This window comes from Streptomyces sp. NPDC014882 (genome assembly GCF_043081325.1).
Classification (GTDB): Bacteria; Actinomycetota; Actinomycetes; order Streptomycetales; family Streptomycetaceae; genus Streptomyces.
The window spans coordinates 99260-119022 of record NZ_JBIBWL010000012.1 but is presented as its reverse complement, the minus strand read 5'-3'; the positions used below and the strand labels follow the sequence as shown (position 1 = coordinate 119022).

The window sequence follows — 19763 nt, the reverse complement described above, 5'->3', positions numbered from 1 at the left end:
GAACAGCCCATGACCACGGCGCAGGACCTGCTGATCGTCTCGCTGGACGTGCCGCCCGCACGCCCCGTGGAGCGGGGTGAACTCTCCCTCGCCCTCGCGGGGGCCGAGCTGATCGACCTGGTGGAGGCGGACGTGCTCGTCCTCGCCGGCGACCGGGTGGCGCCGGGCCCGGCGCCGGCCCCGGCCGACCGGCTCCTCGCGGAGGCCGCGGCCTCGGTGGTGCGGCGGGAGCCGTACGAGTCGGTCGAGGAGTGGCTGTGGCGGCGCGGCCGGGGGCTGGCCGAGGCCTACACCGCCCGGTCGGAGGCCGACGGCGTGCTGGCCCGCCCGCGCGGCCGTCTGCTCGCCGGGCGGTCCGGCCGGAGCGCGCCCGTGGACTCGCCGGCCCGGCGGCGCGCCGCCGAACGCTGGGCCGCGGGCGAGCCCGTCCTGGCGGGCCTGGCCACCGCCACCGGCCTCCGCGAGGAGGAGGGCGACGGCTTCCCCGGCCCGCTGACCGACCGGGTGGCGACGGTGCTGGTCGCGGTCGGCGACGCGGTCACGGAGCTGACCGCCGTACGGCAGCGGCGGTCCGTGGAGGACGCCGCCTTCGACAACGTCTGGCGGGGCTTCTGACGGCGGGACCTCCGGCGGCGGGGCCTCTGCCGGATCCCGGCCGGGGTCACCGGGGCGGCCCGCCGGCCTCCCGGTGCTCCAGCCGTCCGGCGAGGTCCGCCGCGGTCGCCTTGATGGTCTCCAGTCCCGCCCTGCCCCAGGGCCGGGGCGTCAGATCGGCCACGGACACCGTGCCGAGCACCATGCCGGCCGTGTCGATCAGCGGGGCGCCGAGGTAGGAGCGGATGCCGTACTCCTCGACGACCGGATTGCCCGCGAACCGCGGGTAGTCGCGGACGTCCTCCAGGACCAGTGCCTTGCGCCGCGCGACGACGTGCGGGCAGTAGCCGTACTCGCGGGCGAGCCGGCGGCCCAGTTCCGGCTTGCCGCCGAGGGCGGCCGGGCCGCCGGGCGGTGTGTGCAGGCCGGCGAAGAACTGCCGTTCCCCGTAGAGGAAGTTGACCATCGCGTACGGCGCGCCGGTCACCTCGGCGAGGCGGTCGGCGAAGGCGTCCAGACCGGGCTCGGCCCGCTCCCCCAGGCCGAGGCGGCGCAGCCGCAGGGTGCGGGCGGGCGCCTCCTCGTCGTCGGGGGTGAGCAGCAGTCGACCGGCCGGGCGGGGCGGGTCGTAGCTCATGGGCGGACTCCGTCGCTGTGGACGTGCGGCATGTGCGGCTCCGGTAGGGGGTGGGGCGGGATCACCTGGGGGCGCCGCGGCTCGGCAGGGGTGCCGTCGGCGCGTGGGCGATGAGGTGGCGGACGAGGGCGAGCAGGGTCTGCACGCCCGAGGCGGAGATGCGGGCGTCGCAGCGCACGACGGGGACGGCCGGGTCCAGGTCCATGGCGGCGCGCACCTCCTCGGGGTCGTAGCGGTGGGCGCCGTCGAACTCGTTGACGGCCACGATGAAGCCGAGGCCGCGCTCCTCGAAGAAGTCGACGGCCGCGAAGCACTGCTCCAGGCGGCGGGTGTCGGCGATGACGACGGCGCCGAGGGCGCCCTCGGACAGTTCGTCCCACATGAACCAGAACCGTTCCTGGCCGGGGGTGCCGAACAGGTACAGGACGTGCTGCGGGTCGAGGCTGATGCGGCCGAAGTCCATGGCCACGGTCGTCTCGACCTTGTTCTCGATGCCGTCGAGGTCGTCGGTCGCGGCGCCGGCGGTGGTGAGCAGCTCCTCGGTGCTCAGGGGCGCGATCTCGCTCACCGCGGCGACGAACGTGGTCTTGCCGACCCCGAACCCGCCCGCGACCAGGATCTTCAGCGCGGTCGGGAAGACGGCGGAGCCGTCGTCGTGGTCAGAGCTGTCGTCGTAGTCCATCGAGCACTGCCTCCAGTAGGGCCCGGTCGGTGGGGTGGTGGTGGTACTCGGGGGGCTTGGTGGTCAGCGCCCCGCAGTCGAGGAGGTCCGCCAGCAGCACCTTGGCGACGGCCGCCGGGAGCCTCAGGTGGGCGGCGACCTCGGCGACCGGGACGGGGGTCCGGCACAGGTGCAGTGCCTGTGCGTGCTCGGGGCCGAGGTAGTCGAAGGGGGTCGTCCCGGTGGCCCTCACCTGGGACAGGAGGTCCAGGGCGACGGTCGGTCTGGTGCGGCCGTTGCTGACCGTGAACGGACGCACCAGCCGCCCGGCCGCGTCGTCGAGCCAGGGGCCGTCGCCGGCCGCGGCCGCCCTCAAGGTCCCGTCACCGAGGGTTCGACGGCGTACTGCCGGGGCGCGGTCGCCAGGTAGGGCCGCACGCTCTTGACGAGCATCGCCATCTCGTAGCCGAGCACGGCGGCGTCGGCCTCGCGTCCGGCCAGCACCGCGAGGCAGGTGCCCGACCCCGCGGTGGTGACGAACAGCAGCGTGGAGTCGAGTTCGACGACGACCTGCCGCACCTCCCCGCCGTCGCCGAAGCGGAGCCCGGCGCTGCGGCCGAGCGAGTACAGCCCGGAGGCCAGGGCCGCCATGTGGTCGGCGCTGTCGTGGTCGAGGCCGTGGACGGACCTCACGAGGCCGTCGCAGGAGAGGAGGACCGCACTCCTCGTGTGCGGTACGCGCTGCACGAGGCCGCTCATCAGCCAGTCGAGATCGGATGCCTGGCCGGTCGGCGCATCGCTCGCCATGGTGGATCGACTCCTTGGGGTACGAAGGTCAGGGGGAGCGGTGGGAGTGTCGGTGGGAGCGGTGGGAGTGGGGGCAGGGGTGGTGAGGGGGGTGCTCATCCGGCTGGTGCGCTCCCGTCGTGCCGGGTGGTGGGCTGGTGGTCGGAGCCGCCGGACGAGCCGTGCGCGGTGTGCGCCCCGGCGTCGGACCGCGGGGCGGGAGCCGTTGCGTGCGGTACGTCCGCGGCGGCCGGGCGGGCCGGTCCGGTCCGGCCTCGCGGAGCGTCCGCCTCCAGGCTCTGCTGGGCCTCGGCGAGGCCCATGCCGCGCTGGAAGGCGGCCATCAGACCGGGGTCGTGTCCGGCGGGCCGCTCGTCGTCCGGGCGGGGGGCGGGGCCGCCGCGCAGCTGGGGGGCGATGTGCTCCCGGGCGCGGCGGCGGGGCAGTTGCGGCTTGCCCATGGTGCCGCGCACCACGCTCGCCCGCGGGGTGGGCACGAGGCCCGCGACCTCCTCCACGGCGGCCCGGTCACCGGGCCGGATCCCGGGGACCGCGTCGGCCGGATTGGGCCGCTCCTCGTGCGCGCCGCGGACGGGCAGCGGGGCCGGGCGGCAGCCGTTCGGGGCGGCGGTGTCGTGCTGGACCGAGGACGGGGTGGGGGCGGGGGCGAGCCCGGAGGTGGAGGTGAGCCCGGGGGCAGGGGCGGGCCCTGAGGTGGAAGTGGGGGCGGAGGCGGGGGCGGGCCCGGCGTCGCCGTGCGGATGCCCCTCCGGGGCGGGGTGGAGGCTCTGGTGGCCGGTTCGGGGGGACACGGTCCGCGGATGGGCCGGGAAGTCGCTCTGGGGAGGGTTCGGGGTGCGGAGCTGCGACGGCGCCTGCGCCGACTCCGGCTGCGGCTGCGGCTGATGCGGCGTCAAGCGACTTTCCGAAGAAGCGACTTGATGGGGCATGAGTGACTTTGCCTGAGGCAGAAGTTGAGGCTGAGACTGAGACCGGGGCTGCGCGCCCGGCTGGAGCCGCGTGCCCGGCCGGCCCTGGTCCTGGCCCTGGGGAGGCGCGCCGGCCTGGAGGGCCAGGGGCGGCCGCGCCCCGCCCCGCGAGGCCTGCCCGCCCGCGGCGCCCGCCGGCAGCATGCCCGCGCCGCTCTCCTCCGCCCGCGGCGACGGCAGCCCGGCCGGCCCCAGGAGGTCCTGCGGGACGACGAGTACGGCCTGGACGCCGCCGTAGATGTTGTTCTGGAGCCGGACCCGGATGCCGTGGCGGCGGGCCAGCTGCGAGACGACGTAGAGGCCGATGCGGCCGTCGGCGAGCAGGCGGCCGACGTTGACCTGGTCGGGATCGGCGAGCAGGGCGTTCATCCGGCCCTGTTCGTCGACGGGCATGCCGAGGCCGCGGTCCTCGACCTCGACGGCCAGCCCGGAGGTGACCAGGTTGGCGCGGAGCAGGACCTGGGTGTGCGGGGCGGAGAACACCGTGGCGTTCTCGACGAGTTCGGCGAGCAGGTGGATGACGTCGGCGACGGCGTGCCCGCGCAGTTCGCCGTCGACCGGTGGGACGAGCCTGACCCGCGAGTACTGCTCGACCTCGGCGATGGCGGAGCGCAGCACCTCGGTCATGGGGACGGGGTTGCTCCACTGCCGCCGGGAGACGGCGCCGCCGAGGACGGCGAGGTTCTCGGCGTGCCGGCGGATGCGGGTGGCGAGGTGGTCGACGTGGAAGAGGCCCTTGAGGAGGTCGGGGTCCTCGATCTCGTTCTCCAGCTCGTCCAGGATGGAGATCTCGCGGTGCACGAGGGACTGAAGGCGCCGCGCGAGGTTGACGAACACCTCCAGCTTCTGTTCGCTGTCGCTCCGGCCGGAGAGCCGGGCGGCCCGGACGACGGCGGTGACGGCCCCGTCGTGGGCGCGGGACAGGTCGGCGGCGAGCAGCTCGAACTCGTCGGCGTCGGCGGGCGGGCCGCCGCGCGGCTTGCGCTGCGGCGGGGTCTCGCCGCGGTGCAGCGCGTCGACCAGGGCACGCAGGTCGGCCTCGCCGCGCGCGCTGCTGCGGCGCAGGGCGGTGATGCGGTCGCCGACGGAGCGGGCGGTCCGGCCGGCGGCCACGGCGGCGACGACGATGCCGACGCCGGTCACCGCGACGGCCCCGGCGAGGACGGCCCACAGGGTCGGTCCCGGTCTGACGCCGGTGGAGCGCACGGTGAACAGGACGGCCGCGCAGGCGCTGAGGGCGACGGCGGTCGGGGGCAGCACGGCGAGTCGCAGCAGCTGGGGCAGCATGTGCCTCTCGGCCGGTGCGGGTGCGGTGCCGGCGACCGGCCTTCCGTGCCGTCCGCCCTCACGGCGGTCTGCGCGTGCGGCCGGTGCGCGGAGGTGAGACATCGGTTTCCTCGTACTGTCCGTCGGACTGTCCGTCGGGCCCGGGACTCGCACGGGGTGCGCTCCTCGGGCCTGTGCCATCGCGGTGCCGGTCGGGAGAACCGAGGACTTCCCGCGACTTCCCGCCCGACGACCACTCACGGTAGTCGCCAAGCCGACATCCGCGAGGGGCAGTTGACAAAGTCCCCCGGCGAGCGTCCCGCTCTGGTATGAGGCTTCGTACGACAGACCGATAAACTCGCGAGACATCCGGACAGTTGACGTCGGACAATCGATCAGACCTGGTCAGAGGTGTTCGTGAACAGCCGACGGGGGCCGGGGAGCGGTTCGCTCCCCGGCCCCCGTCGGCAGGTGGTCCGGTCCGGCCCGGAGGCTCCGGTCAGCCTGCCGGGACGACCTCCGGGGCGCCCCCGTCCTCGGCCGCGCCCTCCGAAACGTCACTCACCGTATCGGCCGTGGCCTTCGCTTCCGGTCGTACTTCGGGCCATCCGCCCACCGGGGCGACCGCCACGCCGCGCCACCACGGCTCGGCGGGCACCGTCTCCGCGGCCGGCTCGAAGGGCTCACCGGGACGGGGCAGCGCGATCCGGGCACCGGCGGCCCCGGCGGCGGCCAGGGTCCCCTCCCCCGGGTCGGACCACGCGTGGGTGGCGAGGTTGAAGGTGGCCCAGTGGATCGGCAGGATCACCCCGCCCGGACCGCCCTGGAGGTCGAGATGGGCGCGCAGCCCCTCCTCGGGGGTCATGTGGATGTCCGGCCACAGGTCCGAGTACGCCCCTATCTGGATCATCGTGGCGTCGAACGGGCCGTGCTGGGCGCCGATGTCCTTGAAGCCCTCGAAGTAGCCGGTGTCCCCGCTGTGGAAGATCCGGTGCTCGTCGCCGGCGACGGACCAGGAGGCCCACAGGGTGTGCTGGCTGTTGCGCAGGCCCCGGCCGCAGAAGTGACGGGCCGGGGTGGCGGTGAGGGTGAGGCCGCCGACCCGGGTCGACTCGTGCCAGTCCAGCTCGCGCAGCCGGTCGGCGGACACGCCCCAGTGTTCGAGGTGGGCTCCGACGCCGAGCGGCACCGCGAACAGGGTGTCCGTGTCCGCCAGCGCCTTGACGGTGGGCAGGTCGAGGTGGTCGTAGTGGTCGTGCGAGATGACGACGACGTCGACCGGGCCGAGCGCGGCCAGCGGCAGGGGGGCCGGGTGCAGCCGCTTGGGGCCCGCGAAGGGGAAGGGGGAGCAGCGCTCGCCCCAGACGGGATCGAACAGCACCCGGTGCCCGTCGATCTCCGCGAGCACACCGGAGTGCCCCATCCAGGTCAGGCGCAGGCCCGTGGCGGGCGGCCGGGCCAGGTCGGCGAGGGTGGTGGGGTGCACCGGAATCGTGCCGGAGGGGGCGCGGCGGGGGCGGGTCTCCTTGTCGAAGAAGGCCTTGGCGAAGTCGAGCGCGGAGCCCGAGGGGCGGGTCCGCGCCGGACCGCCGGGGTTCTGGAAGACCCCGTTCGCGAAGTGGGGTGATCTGCGGATGCGCGCCATGCGCTCACCGCTCGGGTCCGCACCGAAGGCCTCGGGCTGCAGTGCGCGGAGCCCGGGGCTCAGGGAACGGAATCCGGCCACGGTACCTCCAGGTGGAGTCGCTGAGAATTCCCATTATGGTCGGCCGGTCCGACAAACCCCGCACGCCCGGTCGGAGGGGACGGCGGCAGCGCGTTGACACGACGCCCCGAGGCTCCTGATACTGACCCACTGTTCAGTAAAGGTCCTTGGCGAGGAGCCCGCATGACCGCCCCCCTGTTGTCCCTCACCTGGACCGACCACCTCACCGGCCGCCGGGGCCACCTGGTCGTCGACCGGCTGGTGCGCGGCGTCTGCAGCGGCGGCCTGCGGATGCGGGAGGGCTGCACCCTCGACGAGGTGACCGGCCTGGCCCGCGGGATGAGCCTCAAGGAGGCCCTGCACTACGACCCGGCGGCGCGCTACGTCCCGCTGGGCGGGGCGAAGGGCGGCATCGACTGCGATCCCCGGGACCCGGAGGCGTACGGGCTGCTGGTGCGCTACCTGCGGGCGGTGCGGCCGTACGTCGAGAGCTGCTGGACCACCGGCGAGGACCTGGGACTCAGCCAGGACGTCGTCGACCGGGCCGCCGCCGAGGCCGGGCTGGTGTCGTCGGTCCAGGCCGTCTATCCGCTGCTCGACGACGAGCGCGCGGCCCGCGAGCGGCTCGCGGACGCCTTCGCGGTGGAGGTGGACGGCATCGGCCTGGACGAACTGGTGGGCGGCTGCGGGGTCGCCGAGTCCGTGCTCACGGCCCTGGACCGGGCCGGGGTGCCGTACGCCGGCACCCGGGTGGCCCTCCAGGGGTTCGGCACCATGGGCGGGGCGACGGCGCGCTTCCTCGCGCGCGCGGGGCTGACGGTGGTGGCCGTCGCCGACGTCAAGGGCACGATCGCCGACCCGGCCGGCCTCGACGTGGAGGAACTGCTGGCCGCGCGGGACGCCCACGGAACCGTCGACCGCGGGGCGTTGCGCCCGGGCTTCGCCGAACTCCCGGGCGACGCCTGGCTGTCGGCCGAGGCGGAGGTGCTGGTGCCGGCCGCCGTGTCGTACGCGATCGGGCCGTTGGAGCAGGAACGGATCACCGCGCGCTGGATCGCCGAGGCGGCCAACATGCCGGTCCTGCCCGAGGCGGAGGAACTGCTGCACGCGCGCGGGGTGAGCGTGCTGCCGGACGTCGTCGTCAACTCCGGTACGAACGCCTGGTGGTGGTGGACGCTGTTCGGCGACATCGGCGCGGACGCCGCGGAGGCGTTCGCCCACACGCGGCGCTCGATGCGCGCGCTGGTGGAACGCGTCCTGGAGCGCGCGGAGTCCGGCGGGACGACCCCGCGCCAGGCCGCGCACGCCCTCGCCGAGCAGCGGCTGGCGGCCGTCGCGGAGCGCTTCGGCCACCACCGCTGACGGCGTCCGCGCAGGTCGCGGGCCCTGTGTAGGGTGACGGCGTGGCAAGGGTCCGGTTGAGTGTGGCCGAGCGGCGCGAGGAGTTGCTGCGGGCGGCCGTCGAACAGATCGAGGCGCGGGGCGTGGCGGCGGTCAGGATCGCCGACGTGGCCTCGGCGCTCGGCGTGAGCAACGCGCTGGTGCTCTACCACTTCTCCACCAAGGAGCGGCTCGTCGCCGAAGCGTTCGCCTACGCCGCCGAGGGCGACCTGGCCCACCTGCGCAGGCTGCTGGGCCGCCGGACGACCGCGCTGCGCCGGCTGCGGTCGGCGGTGCGCTGGTACGCCCCCACGGGGTCGGCCAAGGGCTGGCGGCTGTGGATCGAGGGCTGGGCGGTGTCGCTGCGCGAGCCCGCGCTGCGGGAGGTCGCCCGCGGCCTCGACCGGCGGTGGAAGGCCGCGCTCGCCGAGGTGATCGCGGAGGGGGTGGCCGCGGGCGAGTTCCGCTGCCCCGACCCGGCCGGGACGGCCCTGCGCCTGACGGCCCTCCTCGACGGCCTCGCCGTACAGCTCACGTCCTACGACGGTGCGGTGCCCCGGATCCGCGTGCGGGAGTGGGCGGAGGAGGCGCTGAGCCGCGAACTGGGCCTGGCGGCGGAGCCGTCGGGCGGCCGGGACCACTGAGACCGGGAGCACTGAGACCGGGCCGGGCGGGTCCGCGCACCGCCACCGGGCGCCGGGCGGCGGGGAGCGGGGAGCGGGGAGCGGGGAGCGGGGAGCGGGGATCGGGCGGCACCGGCCGCCCTGCCCGGCAGGGCCACCCTCGGCCTCCCACCCGCACCCGCACCCACGCTCGGTCCGCTCGGGGCGCGGCCGGCCGGCCGCCGCCGGGACCGGCCGGCCGCGCCGGTCGGCTCACGCCACCGCGGTGATCCGCATCTTGATGTCGTCGGGCGAGAGCGGGCCCTTGGCGGTCACGTGGTCGCCCGAGGACTCCCCGCGCAGCCGGCGCCCGATCCACGGCACCAGGTACTCGCGCGCCCACTGCACGTCGTCGCGCCGGATCTCCAGGGTGCCGCGCGGCGGGAGCGGCGGCCAGGGCTGCTCCGGGTCGGCGGGCACCTCCAGGCCGAGGACCTGGCCGGCGCGCAGCGCCACCCGCGTGTGCCCCTCCGCCCCGAGATGGAGCCGGTCGCCGTCCCAGGCCCGCCGGTCCTGGATGGACTTCAGCGACCACAGGTCGAGGACCGGGCAGCCGTACCGGTCGGCGACGGCGCGCACGTGCCCGTTGTAGGTGGCGATCTTGCCGCGCAGATGCTTGAGCACGGGGACGCCGCGGGTGTCGAACCCGGTCGTCACCATGACGGTGCCGGCCGCCCGGGTGAGGGCCGCGATCGCCCGCTCGAAGCGTTCGGCGACCTCGTCGGGGTCGGTGCCGGGCCGGAGGATGTCGTTGCCGCCCGCGCAGAAGGAGACCAGGTCGGGCGCGAGCTCGACCGCTCGCGGAAGCTGGTCCGCCACGATCTGGTCGAGCAGTTTGCCGCGCACCGCGAGGTTGACGTACCGGAAGTCGCCTTCGGGCCGCCGGTCCGCGAGGAGCACCGCGAACCGGTCGGCCCAGCCGACGAACCCCCCGTCGGGACCGCGGTCGCCTACGCCCTCGGTGAAGCTGTCCCCCACCGCCACGTACGACCCGATCACTGAGCTGTTGTCATTCTTCGAATCGTCTGCCACAGCCGTTCATGATTCACCTTCGAATGTGACCTACGCGACCGTAGGCAGGGGTTGACGGGCGGTGAGATAAGCCACTCCTAAAGACTTGGCCAATGCGGGAATAAGGCCGGAACGCCGAACGCCGGAACACCGGAGGCCGGAACGCCGAAGGCCGGTCCCGGGAATCGGGACCGGCCTTCGGCGGCGTGTCGGCGGGAGGCCGGGAGGTGCGTCAGCCGACGGAGACGCCGTGCGAGCGGAGGTAGGCGACCGGGTCGACGTCCGAGCCGTAGCCGGGGCCGGTGCGGATCTCGAAGTGCAGGTGCGGGCCGGTCACGTTGCCGGTGGCGCCGGAGAGGCCGACCTGCTGGCCGGCGGAGACGGACTGGCCGGCCGAGACGGAGAGCGAGGACAGGTGGGCGTACTGGGCGTAGAAGCCGTCGGCGAGCCTGACGACGACCTGGTTGCCGTACGCGCCGCCCCAGCCCGCGGAGACGACCGTGCCCGCGCCGACGGCCTTGAGCGAGGTGCCGGTAGGGACGACGAAGTCGACGCCGGTGTGGTACCCGCTGGACCACATGCTGCCGGACATCTTGTACGGGGTGCCGACGGTCGCGCCGGACACCGGGAGGGCGAAGCCGGTGGCGGCGGTGGCGTTCCCGGCGGCCCGCGTGGTGGACGCCTTCGAGGAGGACGCCTTCGACGAGTCCGACGAGTCCGAGGAGGAGGACTTCGAGGACGACGACCGCGACGACTCCGACGCCCCGGACGACTTCGCGGAGGAGCCCGAGGACTGCTTCGACGAGGAGGAGGAACCGGAAGAACCGGAGGAAGGAGACGGCGACTTGGTCGTGCCCGTCGGGGCCTTCTTGCCGATCGACAGCTTCAGACCCGGGTGGATCAGCGACGGGTCCTCCCCGACGGCCTCGCGGTTGTCCGCGTAGAGCCGGGTCCAGCCGCCGCTGACGTCCTGCTCGTCCGCGATCTTGGAGAGGTAGTCGCCGGACCGCACCGTGTAGGTGGTGGTGCCCGTGGCGGACCGCGCGGACGTCTGCGCCGCGGGGACGGCCTGGACGGCCTTCTCCGGGGCGGCGGAGAGCCCGGAGACCGCGGAGACCGCCTGCGTCGCCGACTGCGACGGCGCGGCGTGCGCACCGGTCGCCCCGATGAGCGGGAGGGCGAGCGCGGCGCCACCGGTGCCGGCGGCGGCGATGGAGCGGGTGAAGCGCTGGGGCTTCGGACGGCGGTGCTTACCCTTGGCGGGCATGGCGAATTCCTCTCCGGCGCCTGCGAGGTGAGCTGTCGGGTGCGGACTGGAGATGTCCGGCCGCGCCGGGGCGCGGCTTTACCCCTAGCCGTTCCGGAGACCGGAACAGGCGGTACTGCCTGTGGGTCCCCCGCTCCTGCCGTTCACGGGTGAGTGTGCGGGCTCCGGGCGGCGGCAGGATTGGGCGTCCGTCCGGATTGGTCTGGAACGTAAGCGACCACGACGCACAGGGACAAGCGAAGGTTGTACTCACCGGGGCTTCCTCTTGATCCCCCGGGGGAATTCCCGGTCACCCTGCGTCAATCGAAAGGCCGGTTTTCCGGTGAACAACCTTGAGAAACAGTCGTATTACGTGAGCATGACGGGCGACGCAGGGTCACGGATATGACGCTGCTCACGCACGGGAACCACAGAACGCCTTATTCCAGAGCGAGTTGGAACGAAGGCTTCAATTCGGGCAGAAACCCCAGATGTGGCGTGAACGGACAATCGGCCCCTTGAGGTAGCCCGGGGCCGGAACCCTGGCGCGCACAGGACCGGCGGGGGTCCCGGAGGCCCGGTCGGGGATCCGTTTGCCCCAGGCATCCGTGTCGTATGGTCAAGAGGTGTTCCGGTGGCCATGCCGAGTCGCGCCGACCGGGACCCATGACCGGGAGGAGCCCCCGTGACGCAGCAGATCCCGTCGACCGAGCCCGAGCTGGCCGGAGTGCGCAACTTCCGGGACGTGGGCGGCCTGCCGACCGTCGACGGCCGCCGGGTCCGCCACGGCGTGCTGTTCCGCAGCGGCCACCTCGCGCACGCCACCGACGAGGACGCCGCGTTCCTGGCCTCGCTGGGCCTGCACACGGTCTTCGACTTCCGCAACGCGGCGGACCAGCGGCTGGAGGGCCCGGACGTCGAGCTGCCGGGCGTACGCAACGTGAACCTGCCGCTCTCCGACCCGGCGGACGGGGCCGAGTTCTGGAAGATGGTCCGCGACGGCGACATCGACCAGCTGCGGGAGATCCTCGGCGAAGGCAAGGCGGCCGGCCGGATGATCGCCTCCTACCGCTCGATCATGACGGAGCGCACGGGCGAGCACTCGCGCGTGCTGCACTCGCTCGCCGAGAACAGCGTCCCGGCGCTCATGCACTGCGCGGCGGGCAAGGACCGGGCCGGCCTGTCCATCGCCGTGACGCTGCTCGCGGTGGGCGTGGAGCACGAGGCGATCCTGGCCGACTACCTGGAGTCCAACGCCAAGCACCGCCGCTACAAGGTGCGCCGCAGCGGCACCTCCGCCGAGGCGTACTCCCCCGAGGTCATGGAGCTGCTGAGCCCCCTCTTCGACGCCCGCGCCGAGTACCTCGCGGCCGCGTTCCACACCATCGAGGACACCTGGGGCGGCGTCGAGGCCTACCTGGAGCAGGGCCTCGGGCTGGCTCCGGAGACCCGTGAACGGCTCCGGGAGCACCTGCTCGACTGAGCGGGCGCTCCCGGCGTCCGGCCTCCACCGCCCGGCGGTCTGCGGCCCGGCGGACCGCCACTCGACGGTCTGCGGCTCCGCGCTCCGCCGCCCGGCGGTCTACTGCTTGGCGCCGACCTCGAACAGCAGCCAGAGGAACCCGGCGAAGAGGTGCCCCACCGCGATGTAGATGATCAGCCGGATCCACAGGCTCCGGGGGAACTTCTCCTCCATGTCGGTCATGGCGTCTCTCCAGGGGTGGGGCCGAGGCACAGTGCGGCCGTCGGGCTCTGCAACAGGGTGTGGACGAACAGCAGGTCGACCCCGTCGGGGTCCTGGGCGGCGATGCGGTGCGGGGTCAGCGAGTCGAAGTGCGCGCTGTCGCCGGGCCCGAGCAGATGGGTGGTGTCCCCGAGGCGCAGCCGCAGCCGCCCGCGCAGGACGTGCAGCCACTCCTCGCCGGGGTGCACCCGCACGATGTCGCTCTGCGAGCCGTACGGCACCTGCACGTGCAGCGCCTGCATGCCCCGTCCGGGGGCGCCGGACTGCCGGTAGGTCCAGCCGCCCGCGTGGGTGGGTTCCATGTCGGCGGCGCGCACGACGGCGTCCCGGTCGGCGACCCTCTCGCCGAGCAGTTCCGAGACGGTCGTACCGTAGACACGGGCGAGCGCGAGCAGCATCGGCAGCGAGGGCTGGCGCTGCCCGGTCTCCAGCCGGGAGAGGTGGGCGGGCGACAGCCCGGCCGTGCGGGCCGCGCCCTCCAGGGTGAGGAAGGCGCGCCGGCGCAGGGCGCGCAGCTGGGGCGCGACGACGCCGAGGTCGTGCACCGGTCCGGGCTCGGGCCCGTCCTCCGCAGCGGGGTGGCTCATACCCTCATTCAGCCGCACCTTTGCCTCTGCGGCAAATTTCTTGCCTGAGAGGCAAAGAACTCTCGGAGAGGGTCCCGCCGCCCTACCGGTTGGCCACCGCCTGCTTGATCAGCGTCCGGCCGAAGTCCCAGACGAGTCCGCCTCCCTGGTGCGCGTCGTCCATCACCTCGGTGAAGGCGGCCACGAACCGGTCCACCTCCCGCTCCCCCACGACCAGCGGCGGGATCAGCTTGATCACCTCCAGGTGGTCGCCGGATACCTGGGTGAGGATGCGGTGCCGCTGGAGCAGCGGGACGACCACCATCTGCGCGAACAGGCCCTTGCGGGCCGCCTGGAGCATGGTCCAGCGGCCGCGCAGCTTCAGCGAGCGGGGCTTTCCGAACTCGATGCCGATCATCAGGCCCCGCCCGCGGACGTCGGCGAGCAGCTCGTACTTGTCGATCAAGGCGGTGAGCCGGGACTTCAGCAGCTCCCCGGTCGCGCGGGCGTTCGCGACGATCTGCTCGTCCTCCATGACGGACAGCACGGCCAGTCCGGCCGCCATGGCCTGCGCGTTGGCTCCGAAGCTCGCCGAGTGCACCAGCACCCGGTCCATGGAGGAGTAGACCTTCTTGAAGATCCAGTCCTTGCCGAGCGTGGCGCCGACCGGCACGTAGCCGCCGGAGAGCGCCTTGGCGACGCAGACCAGGTCGGGCTCGACCCCCTCCTCGTGCTGGTGGGCGTAGAAGTCGCCGGTCCGGCCGAGGCCGGTCTGCACCTCGTCGGCGATGAGCAGCGCCTTGTGGCGGCGCAGCAGCTCCTGGGCGGAGCGCAGGTAGCCGGGCGGGCTCTCGTGCACCCCCTTGCCCTGGATCGGCTCGACGATCAGCGCGGCCACGTCGCCCTCGCGCAGCTCCCGCGCCAGGGCGTCGAGATCGCCGAGGGGTACGGCGGTGTCGGGCAGCAGCGGCGCGAAGCCGTCCCGGAACCCGTCCTCGCCGTTGACCGACAGGGAGCCCGTGGTCAGCCCGTGGAAGGCGTGGTCGCAGTACAGGACCCTGGGCCTGCCGGTGGCGTACCGGGCGAACTTCAGCGCGGTCTCCACGGCCTCGGTGCCGCTGTTGCCGAAGAAGACCCGGTCCAGGTGCGGGCTGTGGGAGAGGAGCTTCTCGGCCAGCAGTCCGGGCAGCGGCTGGCAGTCGAAGCGGGTGAGGTCGGCGAGCGAGGCGTCGAGGACGTCGTGCAGCGCCTTGCGGACGACGGGGTGGTGGCGGCCGAGGCCCATCACCCCGAACCCGGCGAGCATGTCCAGGTAGTCGTTGCCGTCCGCGTCCCAGAAGTACGCGCCCTCGCCCCGCTCGTAGACCTTGTCGAAGCCGATGGTGTGCAGCATGCGGGGCAGTTGGTGGTTGAGGTACCTGCCGTGCAGCTCGTAGCGTTCGGCTCCGCGTTCGGCCAGCAGCGCGCCGAGGTCGAACTCCGTGGTCATCGCGCCGTCTCCTTGCCCGGGCCGTCGGCCGTCCTGTCGAAGCCGCCGCCGGCTCTTGCGGCGCTCGGCGAGCTTGGTCGGAACGGGACCTCGGGGACGCCCGGGGAGACGGCGGTCACGACGTCACTCCCTGTTCCCGGAGACCGTCTCGCGCAGGGCGCGCAGCGACTCCTTGAGCGAGCCCATGGTGGCGAGGACGGCGGTGGGCTCGTAGCCGCAGTGCGCCATGCAGTTGGCGCAGCGCGGGTCCTTGCCGCGGCCGTACTTGTCCCAGTCGGTGTCCTCGATCAGTTCGCGGTACGTCGGCACGTAGCCGTCGCTCATCAGGTAGCAGGGGCGCTGCCAGCCGAAGAGGGAGTAGTTCGGGATCGCCCAGGCCGTGCACGGGAAGTCGACCTTGCCCTCCAGGAAGTCCAGGAAGAGCGGCGAGTGGTTGAGACGCCAGCGGCGCCGGTTGCCGCCGGAGAAGGCCTTCCTGAACAGCTCGCGGGTCTGTTCCACGCCGAGGAAGTGCTCCTGGTCGGGGGCCTTCTCGTAGGCGTAGGCGGGCGAGATCATCATCTCGTCGACCTTGAGGTCGTCGTTGAGGAAGTCGAGCACCTCGACGACGGTCTGCGGGGTGTCGGTGTTGAAGAAGGTCGAGTTGGTGGTGACCCGGAAGCCGCGCCGCTTGGCCTCCTTGATCGCCTCCACGGCCTCGTCGAACACGCCCTCCTTGGCCACCGACTCGTCGTGCCGCTCGCGCAGCCCGTCGATGTGCACGGCGAACGCGAAGTAGGGCGAGGGCGTGAACCTGTCCATCTTCTTGCGCATCAGCAGGGCGTTGGTGCACAGGAAGACGAACTTTCTCCTCGCCACCAACTGGCGCACGATCTCGTCGATCTGAGGGTGCATCAGCGGTTCGCCGCCGGCGATCGACACCATGGGCGCACCGGACTCGAGTACCGCGCCCACGGCCTGGGCGACCGGCATGCGCTGCTTGAGCACTCCCGCCGGATGTTGGATCTTGCCGCAGCCCTCGCACTTGAGGTTGCAGGCGAAGAGGGGTTCCAGCTCGACGATGAGCGGGAACTTCTCCCGCTTGCGGAGCTTTTGTTCAGCCAAGTAGGTAGCGACCTTGACGGACTGGCGCAGCGGCATGGCCATCTGGCTCACCTCCGGGGGAGCAGCACATTGCGGTGCCATTCGAAGAATGCAGGCAGGACGGAACGAAGGACGCGGAAAGCCGATATTCCACCGCGCACCGTGCCGATCCGGACGAGTTCGTGTTCAGGAGCGTCCACGACCACCCGGACGGCCGCAACCGGGCGCGCGCCCGTGCGGACGGCGCTCAGGAGCGTGGCCGCCGACTCCATGTCGACCGCGATCGCGCCCGTGGCGAGCAGGTCGAACCGCTCCGGTCCGCGCACCACGTGGTCGGAGCCGGTCAGGGGGCCCGTGTGGACGGTGCGCCCGGGCAGGGTGCGCGCGAGTTCCTTGACGAGCAGTTCGGTGTTCGCGCACGGCACGGTGCCGTGCGGGTCGCGGGTCTCCTCGGCGACCACCAGGTCGCCGGGGTGCATGCCGGGCGCCAGCCCCGCGCAGAAGCCGGTGGCGAGCACGGCGGCCCCGCCGAGCACCGGGTCGGTGAGGACCCGGCTGACGGAACGCTCGGCCGCCTTCGGCCCCATCCCGGTGCGCAGGACGGTCACCGGCCCGCCCGCCCCGCCGCGGTCCCCCATGCGCAGGGCGAGGTGCTCGATGCCGAGCGCGCAGGCGATCAGCAGCGGGGCGGGGGCGGGCCGCGGGTCCATCAGTTCCCCTCGGCCTCGACGGGGACCGGGGCCTTCGGGGCGACGGGCTCGCCGTGGACGTACCGGCCGAGCGCGGTCAGCGGGAAGACCTGCCGGTACAGGTGGTAGTTGATGGAGAAGTCCCAGGGGAAGCCGGTGCCGGTGAACTGGGGTTCGTCCCAGGAGCCGTCCTCGCGCTGGGTCCCGGCGAGCCAGGCGACGCCCCGCTCGACGGCCTCGGAGTCCTTCTCCCCGGCCGCCAGCAGCGCCATCAGCGCCCAGGCGGTCTGCGAGGCGGTGGAGGTGCCCCGGCCGCTCCAGTTCGCCCGGTCGTCGTAGGAGCGCAGGTCCTCGCCCCAGCCGCCGTCGTCGTTCTGCACGCGCTCCAGCCAGGCGACCGCCCGCCGGATCGCCGGGTGCCGGGCGGGCAGTCCGGCGGCGGTGAGCGCGGGCACCACCGAGCCGGTGCCGTACAGGTAGTTGACGCCCCAGCGCCCGAACCAGGAGCCGTCCGGTTCCTGTTCGGCGAGCAGCCAGGCGATGCCGCGCCGGGTGCGCGGGTCGTGGGAGAGGCCCTCGAAGGCGAGCATCTCGACGACGTGCGCGGTGACGTCCGCCGACGGCGGGTCGATCACCTCGCCGAAGTCGCAGAACGGCAGCCGGTTGGGGAAGGGGCTGGTGTTGTCGACGTCGAACGCGCCCCAGGCGCCGTTCCTCGACTGCATGCCGAGGTTCCAGCGCACCCCGCGTCCGATCGCCTTCTCCACCCGTTCCGGGTCGTGGTGGCGGACCCGGCGCAGTGCGAGGACCACCTCGGCGGTGTCGTCGATGTCGGGGTAGTTGTCGTTGTGGAACTCGAACGCCCATCCCCCGGGCGGGAGTCCGGGCCGTCGCACGGACCAGTCGCCGGGCCGCACGACCTGCTCGCCCAGCATCCAGTCGGCCGCCTTGACCAGTTGGGGGTGGTCGGCCGGCACCCCCGCGTCGGCCAGCGCGATGGTGGCCAGGCAGGTGTCCCACACCGGGGACTGGCAGGCCTCGACCATCCGGGCCCCGTCCTCGCGCCACACCGCGTACCGGTCCAGCGACTTCAGGCCCTCCCGCATCACCGGGTGTTCGAGGTCGTAGCCGAGCAGGTAGAGGGCGATGACCGAGTACACGGCGGGCGGCTGGATGCCGCCCCAGCAGCCGTCGTTCTCCTGCCGCTCGATGATCCAGCGCGCGGCCGAGTTCAGGGCGGCCTCGCGCAGTCTGCGCACCGCGACCGCGCGGTAGCCGCGCACGACCTTGTCCAGCCGCTGGAACAGCCCGTCCCAGCCGGTCGGCGACGCCGGCGGCCTGGGCGGACCGGGAACGGCCGGGTCGGTGTGCAGTTCGTCGAGCCCGAAGGGCGCCGGACGCACCGGGCGCTTCGCCGAGACGACGGTGAGCGGCACGATGGTCTGCCGGGCCCAGCAGCCGAAGTTGTAGATGCTGAGCGGGAACCACTTCGGGAAGTAGAGCAGTTCCGGCGGGAGTTCGGGCAGGTCCGCCCACTTCCACCAGCCGAACAGCGCCAGCCAGATCCGGGTGAAGACCCGGGCGGCGGCGATCCCGCCCCGCTCGCGCACCCAGGCGGAGGCCTTCGCCATGTGCGGCGCGTCGGGCTCGTCCCCGGCCAGCCGCAGGGCGACGTACGCCTCGATGGTGGCGGACAGGTCGCCGGGGCCGCCGTAGAAGGTGGCCCAGGTGCCGTCCTCGCGCTGCTCGCCGCGGATGAACAGGGCCGCGGCGCGGGTGGTCGCCTCGTCCCGGATGCCCAGGAACTGGCGGAGCAGCAGGTCCTCGGCGTCCATCGTGACGTTCGTCTCGAGGTCGCCCTTCCACCAGCCCTCGACGTCCTGCCGGGCGAGCAGGAAGTCGGTCGCGCGCCGCATCGCGCGCACGGCGGCTTCGCGCGCGGCGGCTTCCGGTCCCCCGGCCGTCGCGGGGCTGTCGATGCCGATACGGGTTTCGCTGGCCGCGGCAGCGCGGGGCGGGAGGGCCCCGGTGCTTCCGTCGGTCGTCGCTGTCATGGCTTCCCCTTCGTGCAGTGTGCATGGCGTTGCGTCTGCTGTGGGTCCGCCGTCGGCCGGTGCGTCTCTTCCCGCGACACCGGCCGGCGACTACGCGAGGGTTATTCGACCGATAGTGATCATCTCTTTCGTACGACGACGAAGTCGGCGAGCGCCGTGAACCGTTCCCGCACCCGCTCGGGCATGTCGACGGCGTTCAGGGCCCCGATGGCGATGGTGTGCTGACGGCGTGCCTCCTGGGCGGTCCACTCACGGCCGCCGGCCTCCTCGATGAGCGCGGCACGGGCCGCGAACTCCTCCTCGGAGAAGTTCGCGAAGTCGCTGCGCTTGGCGTCGGCGGCGAGCATCTCGCCGAGCCGTTCGGAGGCGGGGCCGCCGGCGTCGAGCGCGGCCACGACCGGCAGGGACTTCTTGCGCTGGCGCAGGTCGCTCCAGGTCTGCTTGCCGGTGGCCTCCGGGTCGCCCCAGATGCCGAGGAGGTCGTCGACGGCCTGGAAGGCGAGGCCGAGGTGGTGGCCGTACCGCTCCAGGGTGTCGGCGGTGTGCGCGTCGGCGCCGCCGAGGACGGCGCCGACGGAGCTGGCGCAGGCCAGCAGGGCGCCGGTCTTGTTGCCCTCCATCTCCAGGCACTCCGCGACGCTGACGCGGTCGCGGTGCTCGTAGGAGATGTCCTGGGCCTGGCCGTCGATCAGGGCGCGGGTGGCGGTGGTCAGCCGCCGGGCGGCCCGGCCCGCCTCGACCGTGTCGAGTTCGAGGAGGATCTCGTTGGCGAGGGCGAACAGGGCGTCGCCGACCAGGATGGCCTGGGCGGGGCCGTGGACCTTCCAGACGGTGTCGCGGTGGCGGCGCTGCTCGTCGCCGTCCATCAGGTCGTCGTGCAGGAGCGAGAAGTTGTGGACCAGTTCGACGGCGACCGCGCCGGGCACGCCCACCTCGGGCGCGGCACCGGTGACCTCGGCGGAGAGCACGGCGAGCGCGGGACGCACGGCCTTGCCGCCGTCCCCGTCGGTCGGGTTGCCCTGGGCGTCGATCCAGCCGAAGTGGTAGGCGGCGACCGTGTCCATGGGGGACGCCAGTCGGTCGACGGCCGCGCGCAGGACCGGCGTGGCCAGGGTCCGGCCGCGCTCCAGCAGTGCGGTCACGTCCACCCCGGTCCTCCTGGCGGCCTTCTCGGCCGGGGGCACAGTGGGCACAGTTTCTC

At 73.4% G+C, this 19763-nt stretch carries 19 protein-coding genes and 1 riboswitch; of the genes, 4 read left to right on the top strand and 15 right to left on the bottom strand.

The window, feature by feature from the left end:
- Positions 1-9: 9 nt before the first annotated feature.
- Positions 10-615 carry a GPP34 family phosphoprotein gene (locus ACF09K_RS25280; RefSeq protein ID WP_392246948.1) on the top strand — a complete coding sequence of 202 codons (606 nt, stop codon included), beginning with the start codon at positions 10-12 and terminating at the stop codon, positions 613-615.
- A 46-nt stretch (positions 616-661) separates the two neighbouring features.
- On the opposite strand, the gene ACF09K_RS25275 is transcribed toward ACF09K_RS25280, so the two are convergent.
- The 6 genes from ACF09K_RS25275 to ACF09K_RS25250 all read right to left on the bottom strand — a co-directional run bounded on the left by ACF09K_RS25275 (position 662) and on the right by ACF09K_RS25250 (position 6659).
- Positions 662-1231 carry a GAF domain-containing protein gene (locus tag ACF09K_RS25275; RefSeq protein WP_392246946.1) on the bottom strand — a complete coding sequence of 190 codons (570 nt, stop codon included), beginning with the start codon at positions 1229-1231 and terminating at the stop codon, positions 662-664.
- Positions 1232-1292: 61 nt separating this feature from the next.
- Positions 1293-1913, bottom strand: coding sequence for an ATP/GTP-binding protein (locus ACF09K_RS25270; protein WP_392246944.1), 621 nt, complete (start codon positions 1911-1913; stop codon positions 1293-1295).
- Positions 1891-2268, bottom strand: coding sequence for a DUF742 domain-containing protein (locus ACF09K_RS25265; protein ID WP_392246942.1), 378 nt, complete (start codon positions 2266-2268; stop codon positions 1891-1893). The genes ACF09K_RS25270 and ACF09K_RS25265 overlap by 23 nt, the downstream gene beginning before the upstream one ends.
- Entirely contained in the window at positions 2265-2699 is a 435-nt protein-coding gene (locus ACF09K_RS25260) for a roadblock/LC7 domain-containing protein (RefSeq protein ID WP_392246941.1), read from the bottom strand. The genes ACF09K_RS25265 and ACF09K_RS25260 overlap by 4 nt, the downstream gene beginning before the upstream one ends.
- A 95-nt stretch (positions 2700-2794) precedes the next feature.
- The gene (locus ACF09K_RS25255; protein ID WP_392246939.1) at positions 2795-4954 is read right to left on the bottom strand and encodes an ATP-binding protein; all 2160 of its coding nucleotides are present in this window, start codon (positions 4952-4954) and stop codon (positions 2795-2797) included.
- A 478-nt stretch (positions 4955-5432) separates the two neighbouring features.
- On the bottom strand, positions 5433-6659 hold the full coding sequence (locus ACF09K_RS25250) for an MBL fold metallo-hydrolase (RefSeq protein WP_392246937.1): 1227 nt from the start codon (positions 6657-6659) through the stop codon (positions 5433-5435).
- Positions 6660-6821: 162 nt separating this feature from the next.
- Between ACF09K_RS25250 and ACF09K_RS25245 the strand changes: the two genes are divergently transcribed.
- Entirely contained in the window at positions 6822-8000 is a 1179-nt protein-coding gene (locus tag ACF09K_RS25245; protein WP_392246934.1) for a Glu/Leu/Phe/Val dehydrogenase dimerization domain-containing protein, read from the top strand.
- A gap of 41 nt (positions 8001-8041) precedes the next feature.
- Positions 8042-8662: a TetR/AcrR family transcriptional regulator gene (locus ACF09K_RS25240; RefSeq protein WP_392246932.1), complete on the top strand. Its 621-nt coding sequence runs from the start codon at positions 8042-8044 to the stop codon at positions 8660-8662.
- Between the two features lie 231 nt (positions 8663-8893).
- Here ACF09K_RS25240 and ACF09K_RS25235 read toward each other — a convergent pair whose 3' ends face one another.
- Positions 8894-9679: an SGNH/GDSL hydrolase family protein gene (locus ACF09K_RS25235; RefSeq protein ID WP_392247154.1), complete on the bottom strand. Its 786-nt coding sequence runs from the start codon at positions 9677-9679 to the stop codon at positions 8894-8896.
- Between the two features lie 244 nt (positions 9680-9923).
- Positions 9924-10958, bottom strand: a complete 1035-nt coding sequence (locus tag ACF09K_RS25230) for a peptidoglycan DD-metalloendopeptidase family protein (protein WP_392246930.1) — start codon at positions 10956-10958, stop codon at positions 9924-9926.
- 4 nt (positions 10959-10962) lie between these two features.
- Positions 10963-11120, bottom strand: a riboswitch (cyclic di-AMP (ydaO/yuaA leader).
- Between the two features lie 502 nt (positions 11121-11622).
- Here ACF09K_RS25230 and ACF09K_RS25225 point away from each other — a divergent pair.
- Complete coding sequence (locus tag ACF09K_RS25225) at positions 11623-12420, top strand: tyrosine-protein phosphatase (RefSeq protein WP_392246928.1); 798 nt, start codon at positions 11623-11625, stop codon at positions 12418-12420.
- A 99-nt stretch (positions 12421-12519) separates the two neighbouring features.
- Here the strand turns inward: ACF09K_RS25225 and ACF09K_RS25220 are convergent, their stop codons facing one another.
- The 7 genes from ACF09K_RS25220 to ACF09K_RS25190 form a co-directional block, all read right to left on the bottom strand.
- Positions 12520-12642: a DUF6126 family protein gene (locus ACF09K_RS25220; protein ID WP_363090670.1), complete on the bottom strand. Its 123-nt coding sequence runs from the start codon at positions 12640-12642 to the stop codon at positions 12520-12522.
- Entirely contained in the window at positions 12639-13268 is a 630-nt protein-coding gene (locus ACF09K_RS25215; RefSeq protein WP_392246925.1) for a helix-turn-helix domain-containing protein, read from the bottom strand. The genes ACF09K_RS25220 and ACF09K_RS25215 overlap by 4 nt, the downstream gene beginning before the upstream one ends.
- 82 nt (positions 13269-13350) lie before the next feature.
- A complete protein-coding gene (locus ACF09K_RS25210; protein WP_392246923.1) occupies positions 13351-14736 on the bottom strand; it encodes an aspartate aminotransferase family protein in 1386 nt (461 codons plus the stop codon).
- A gap of 123 nt (positions 14737-14859) precedes the next feature.
- Entirely contained in the window at positions 14860-15882 is a 1023-nt protein-coding gene (gene hpnH / locus ACF09K_RS25205; protein ID WP_392246921.1) for an adenosyl-hopene transferase HpnH, read from the bottom strand.
- A 5-nt stretch (positions 15883-15887) separates the two neighbouring features.
- Entirely contained in the window at positions 15888-16529 is a 642-nt protein-coding gene (locus ACF09K_RS25200) for a 1-hydroxy-2-methyl-2-butenyl 4-diphosphate reductase (protein ID WP_392246919.1), read from the bottom strand.
- On the bottom strand, positions 16529-18562 hold the full coding sequence (shc, locus tag ACF09K_RS25195) for a squalene--hopene cyclase (RefSeq protein WP_392246917.1): 2034 nt from the start codon (positions 18560-18562) through the stop codon (positions 16529-16531). The genes ACF09K_RS25200 and shc overlap by 1 nt, the downstream gene beginning before the upstream one ends.
- 119 nt (positions 18563-18681) lie before the next feature.
- On the bottom strand, positions 18682-19746 hold the full coding sequence (locus ACF09K_RS25190; RefSeq protein ID WP_392247153.1) for a polyprenyl synthetase family protein: 1065 nt from the start codon (positions 19744-19746) through the stop codon (positions 18682-18684).
- Positions 19747-19763 lie beyond the last annotated feature (17 nt).

Excerpts from the sequence above, each read along its gene's own strand:
- ACF09K_RS25280 (WP_392246948.1), top strand. The coding sequence starts at position 10 with ATGACCACGGCGCAGGACCTGCTGATCGTCTCGCTGGACGTGCCGCCC.
- ACF09K_RS25275 (WP_392246946.1), bottom strand. The coding sequence starts at position 1,231 with ATGAGCTACGACCCGCCCCGCCCGGCCGGTCGACTGCTGCTCACCCCC.
- ACF09K_RS25270 (WP_392246944.1), bottom strand. The coding sequence starts at position 1,913 with ATGGACTACGACGACAGCTCTGACCACGACGACGGCTCCGCCGTCTTC.
- ACF09K_RS25260 (WP_392246941.1), bottom strand. The coding sequence starts at position 2,699 with ATGGCGAGCGATGCGCCGACCGGCCAGGCATCCGATCTCGACTGGCTG.
- ACF09K_RS25255 (WP_392246939.1), bottom strand. The coding sequence starts at position 4,954 with ATGCTGCCCCAGCTGCTGCGACTCGCCGTGCTGCCCCCGACCGCCGTC.
- ACF09K_RS25245 (WP_392246934.1), top strand. The coding sequence starts at position 6,822 with ATGACCGCCCCCCTGTTGTCCCTCACCTGGACCGACCACCTCACCGGC.
- ACF09K_RS25230 (WP_392246930.1), bottom strand. The coding sequence starts at position 10,958 with ATGCCCGCCAAGGGTAAGCACCGCCGTCCGAAGCCCCAGCGCTTCACC.
- ACF09K_RS25220 (WP_363090670.1), bottom strand. The coding sequence starts at position 12,642 with ATGACCGACATGGAGGAGAAGTTCCCCCGGAGCCTGTGGATCCGGCTG.
- ACF09K_RS25215 (WP_392246925.1), bottom strand. The coding sequence starts at position 13,268 with ATGAGCCACCCCGCTGCGGAGGACGGGCCCGAGCCCGGACCGGTGCAC.
- ACF09K_RS25210 (WP_392246923.1), bottom strand. The coding sequence starts at position 14,736 with ATGACCACGGAGTTCGACCTCGGCGCGCTGCTGGCCGAACGCGGAGCC.
- hpnH (WP_392246921.1), bottom strand. The coding sequence starts at position 15,882 with ATGGCCATGCCGCTGCGCCAGTCCGTCAAGGTCGCTACCTACTTGGCT.
- ACF09K_RS25200 (WP_392246919.1), bottom strand. The coding sequence starts at position 16,529 with ATGGACCCGCGGCCCGCCCCCGCCCCGCTGCTGATCGCCTGCGCGCTC.
- shc (WP_392246917.1), bottom strand. The coding sequence starts at position 18,562 with ATGACAGCGACGACCGACGGAAGCACCGGGGCCCTCCCGCCCCGCGCT.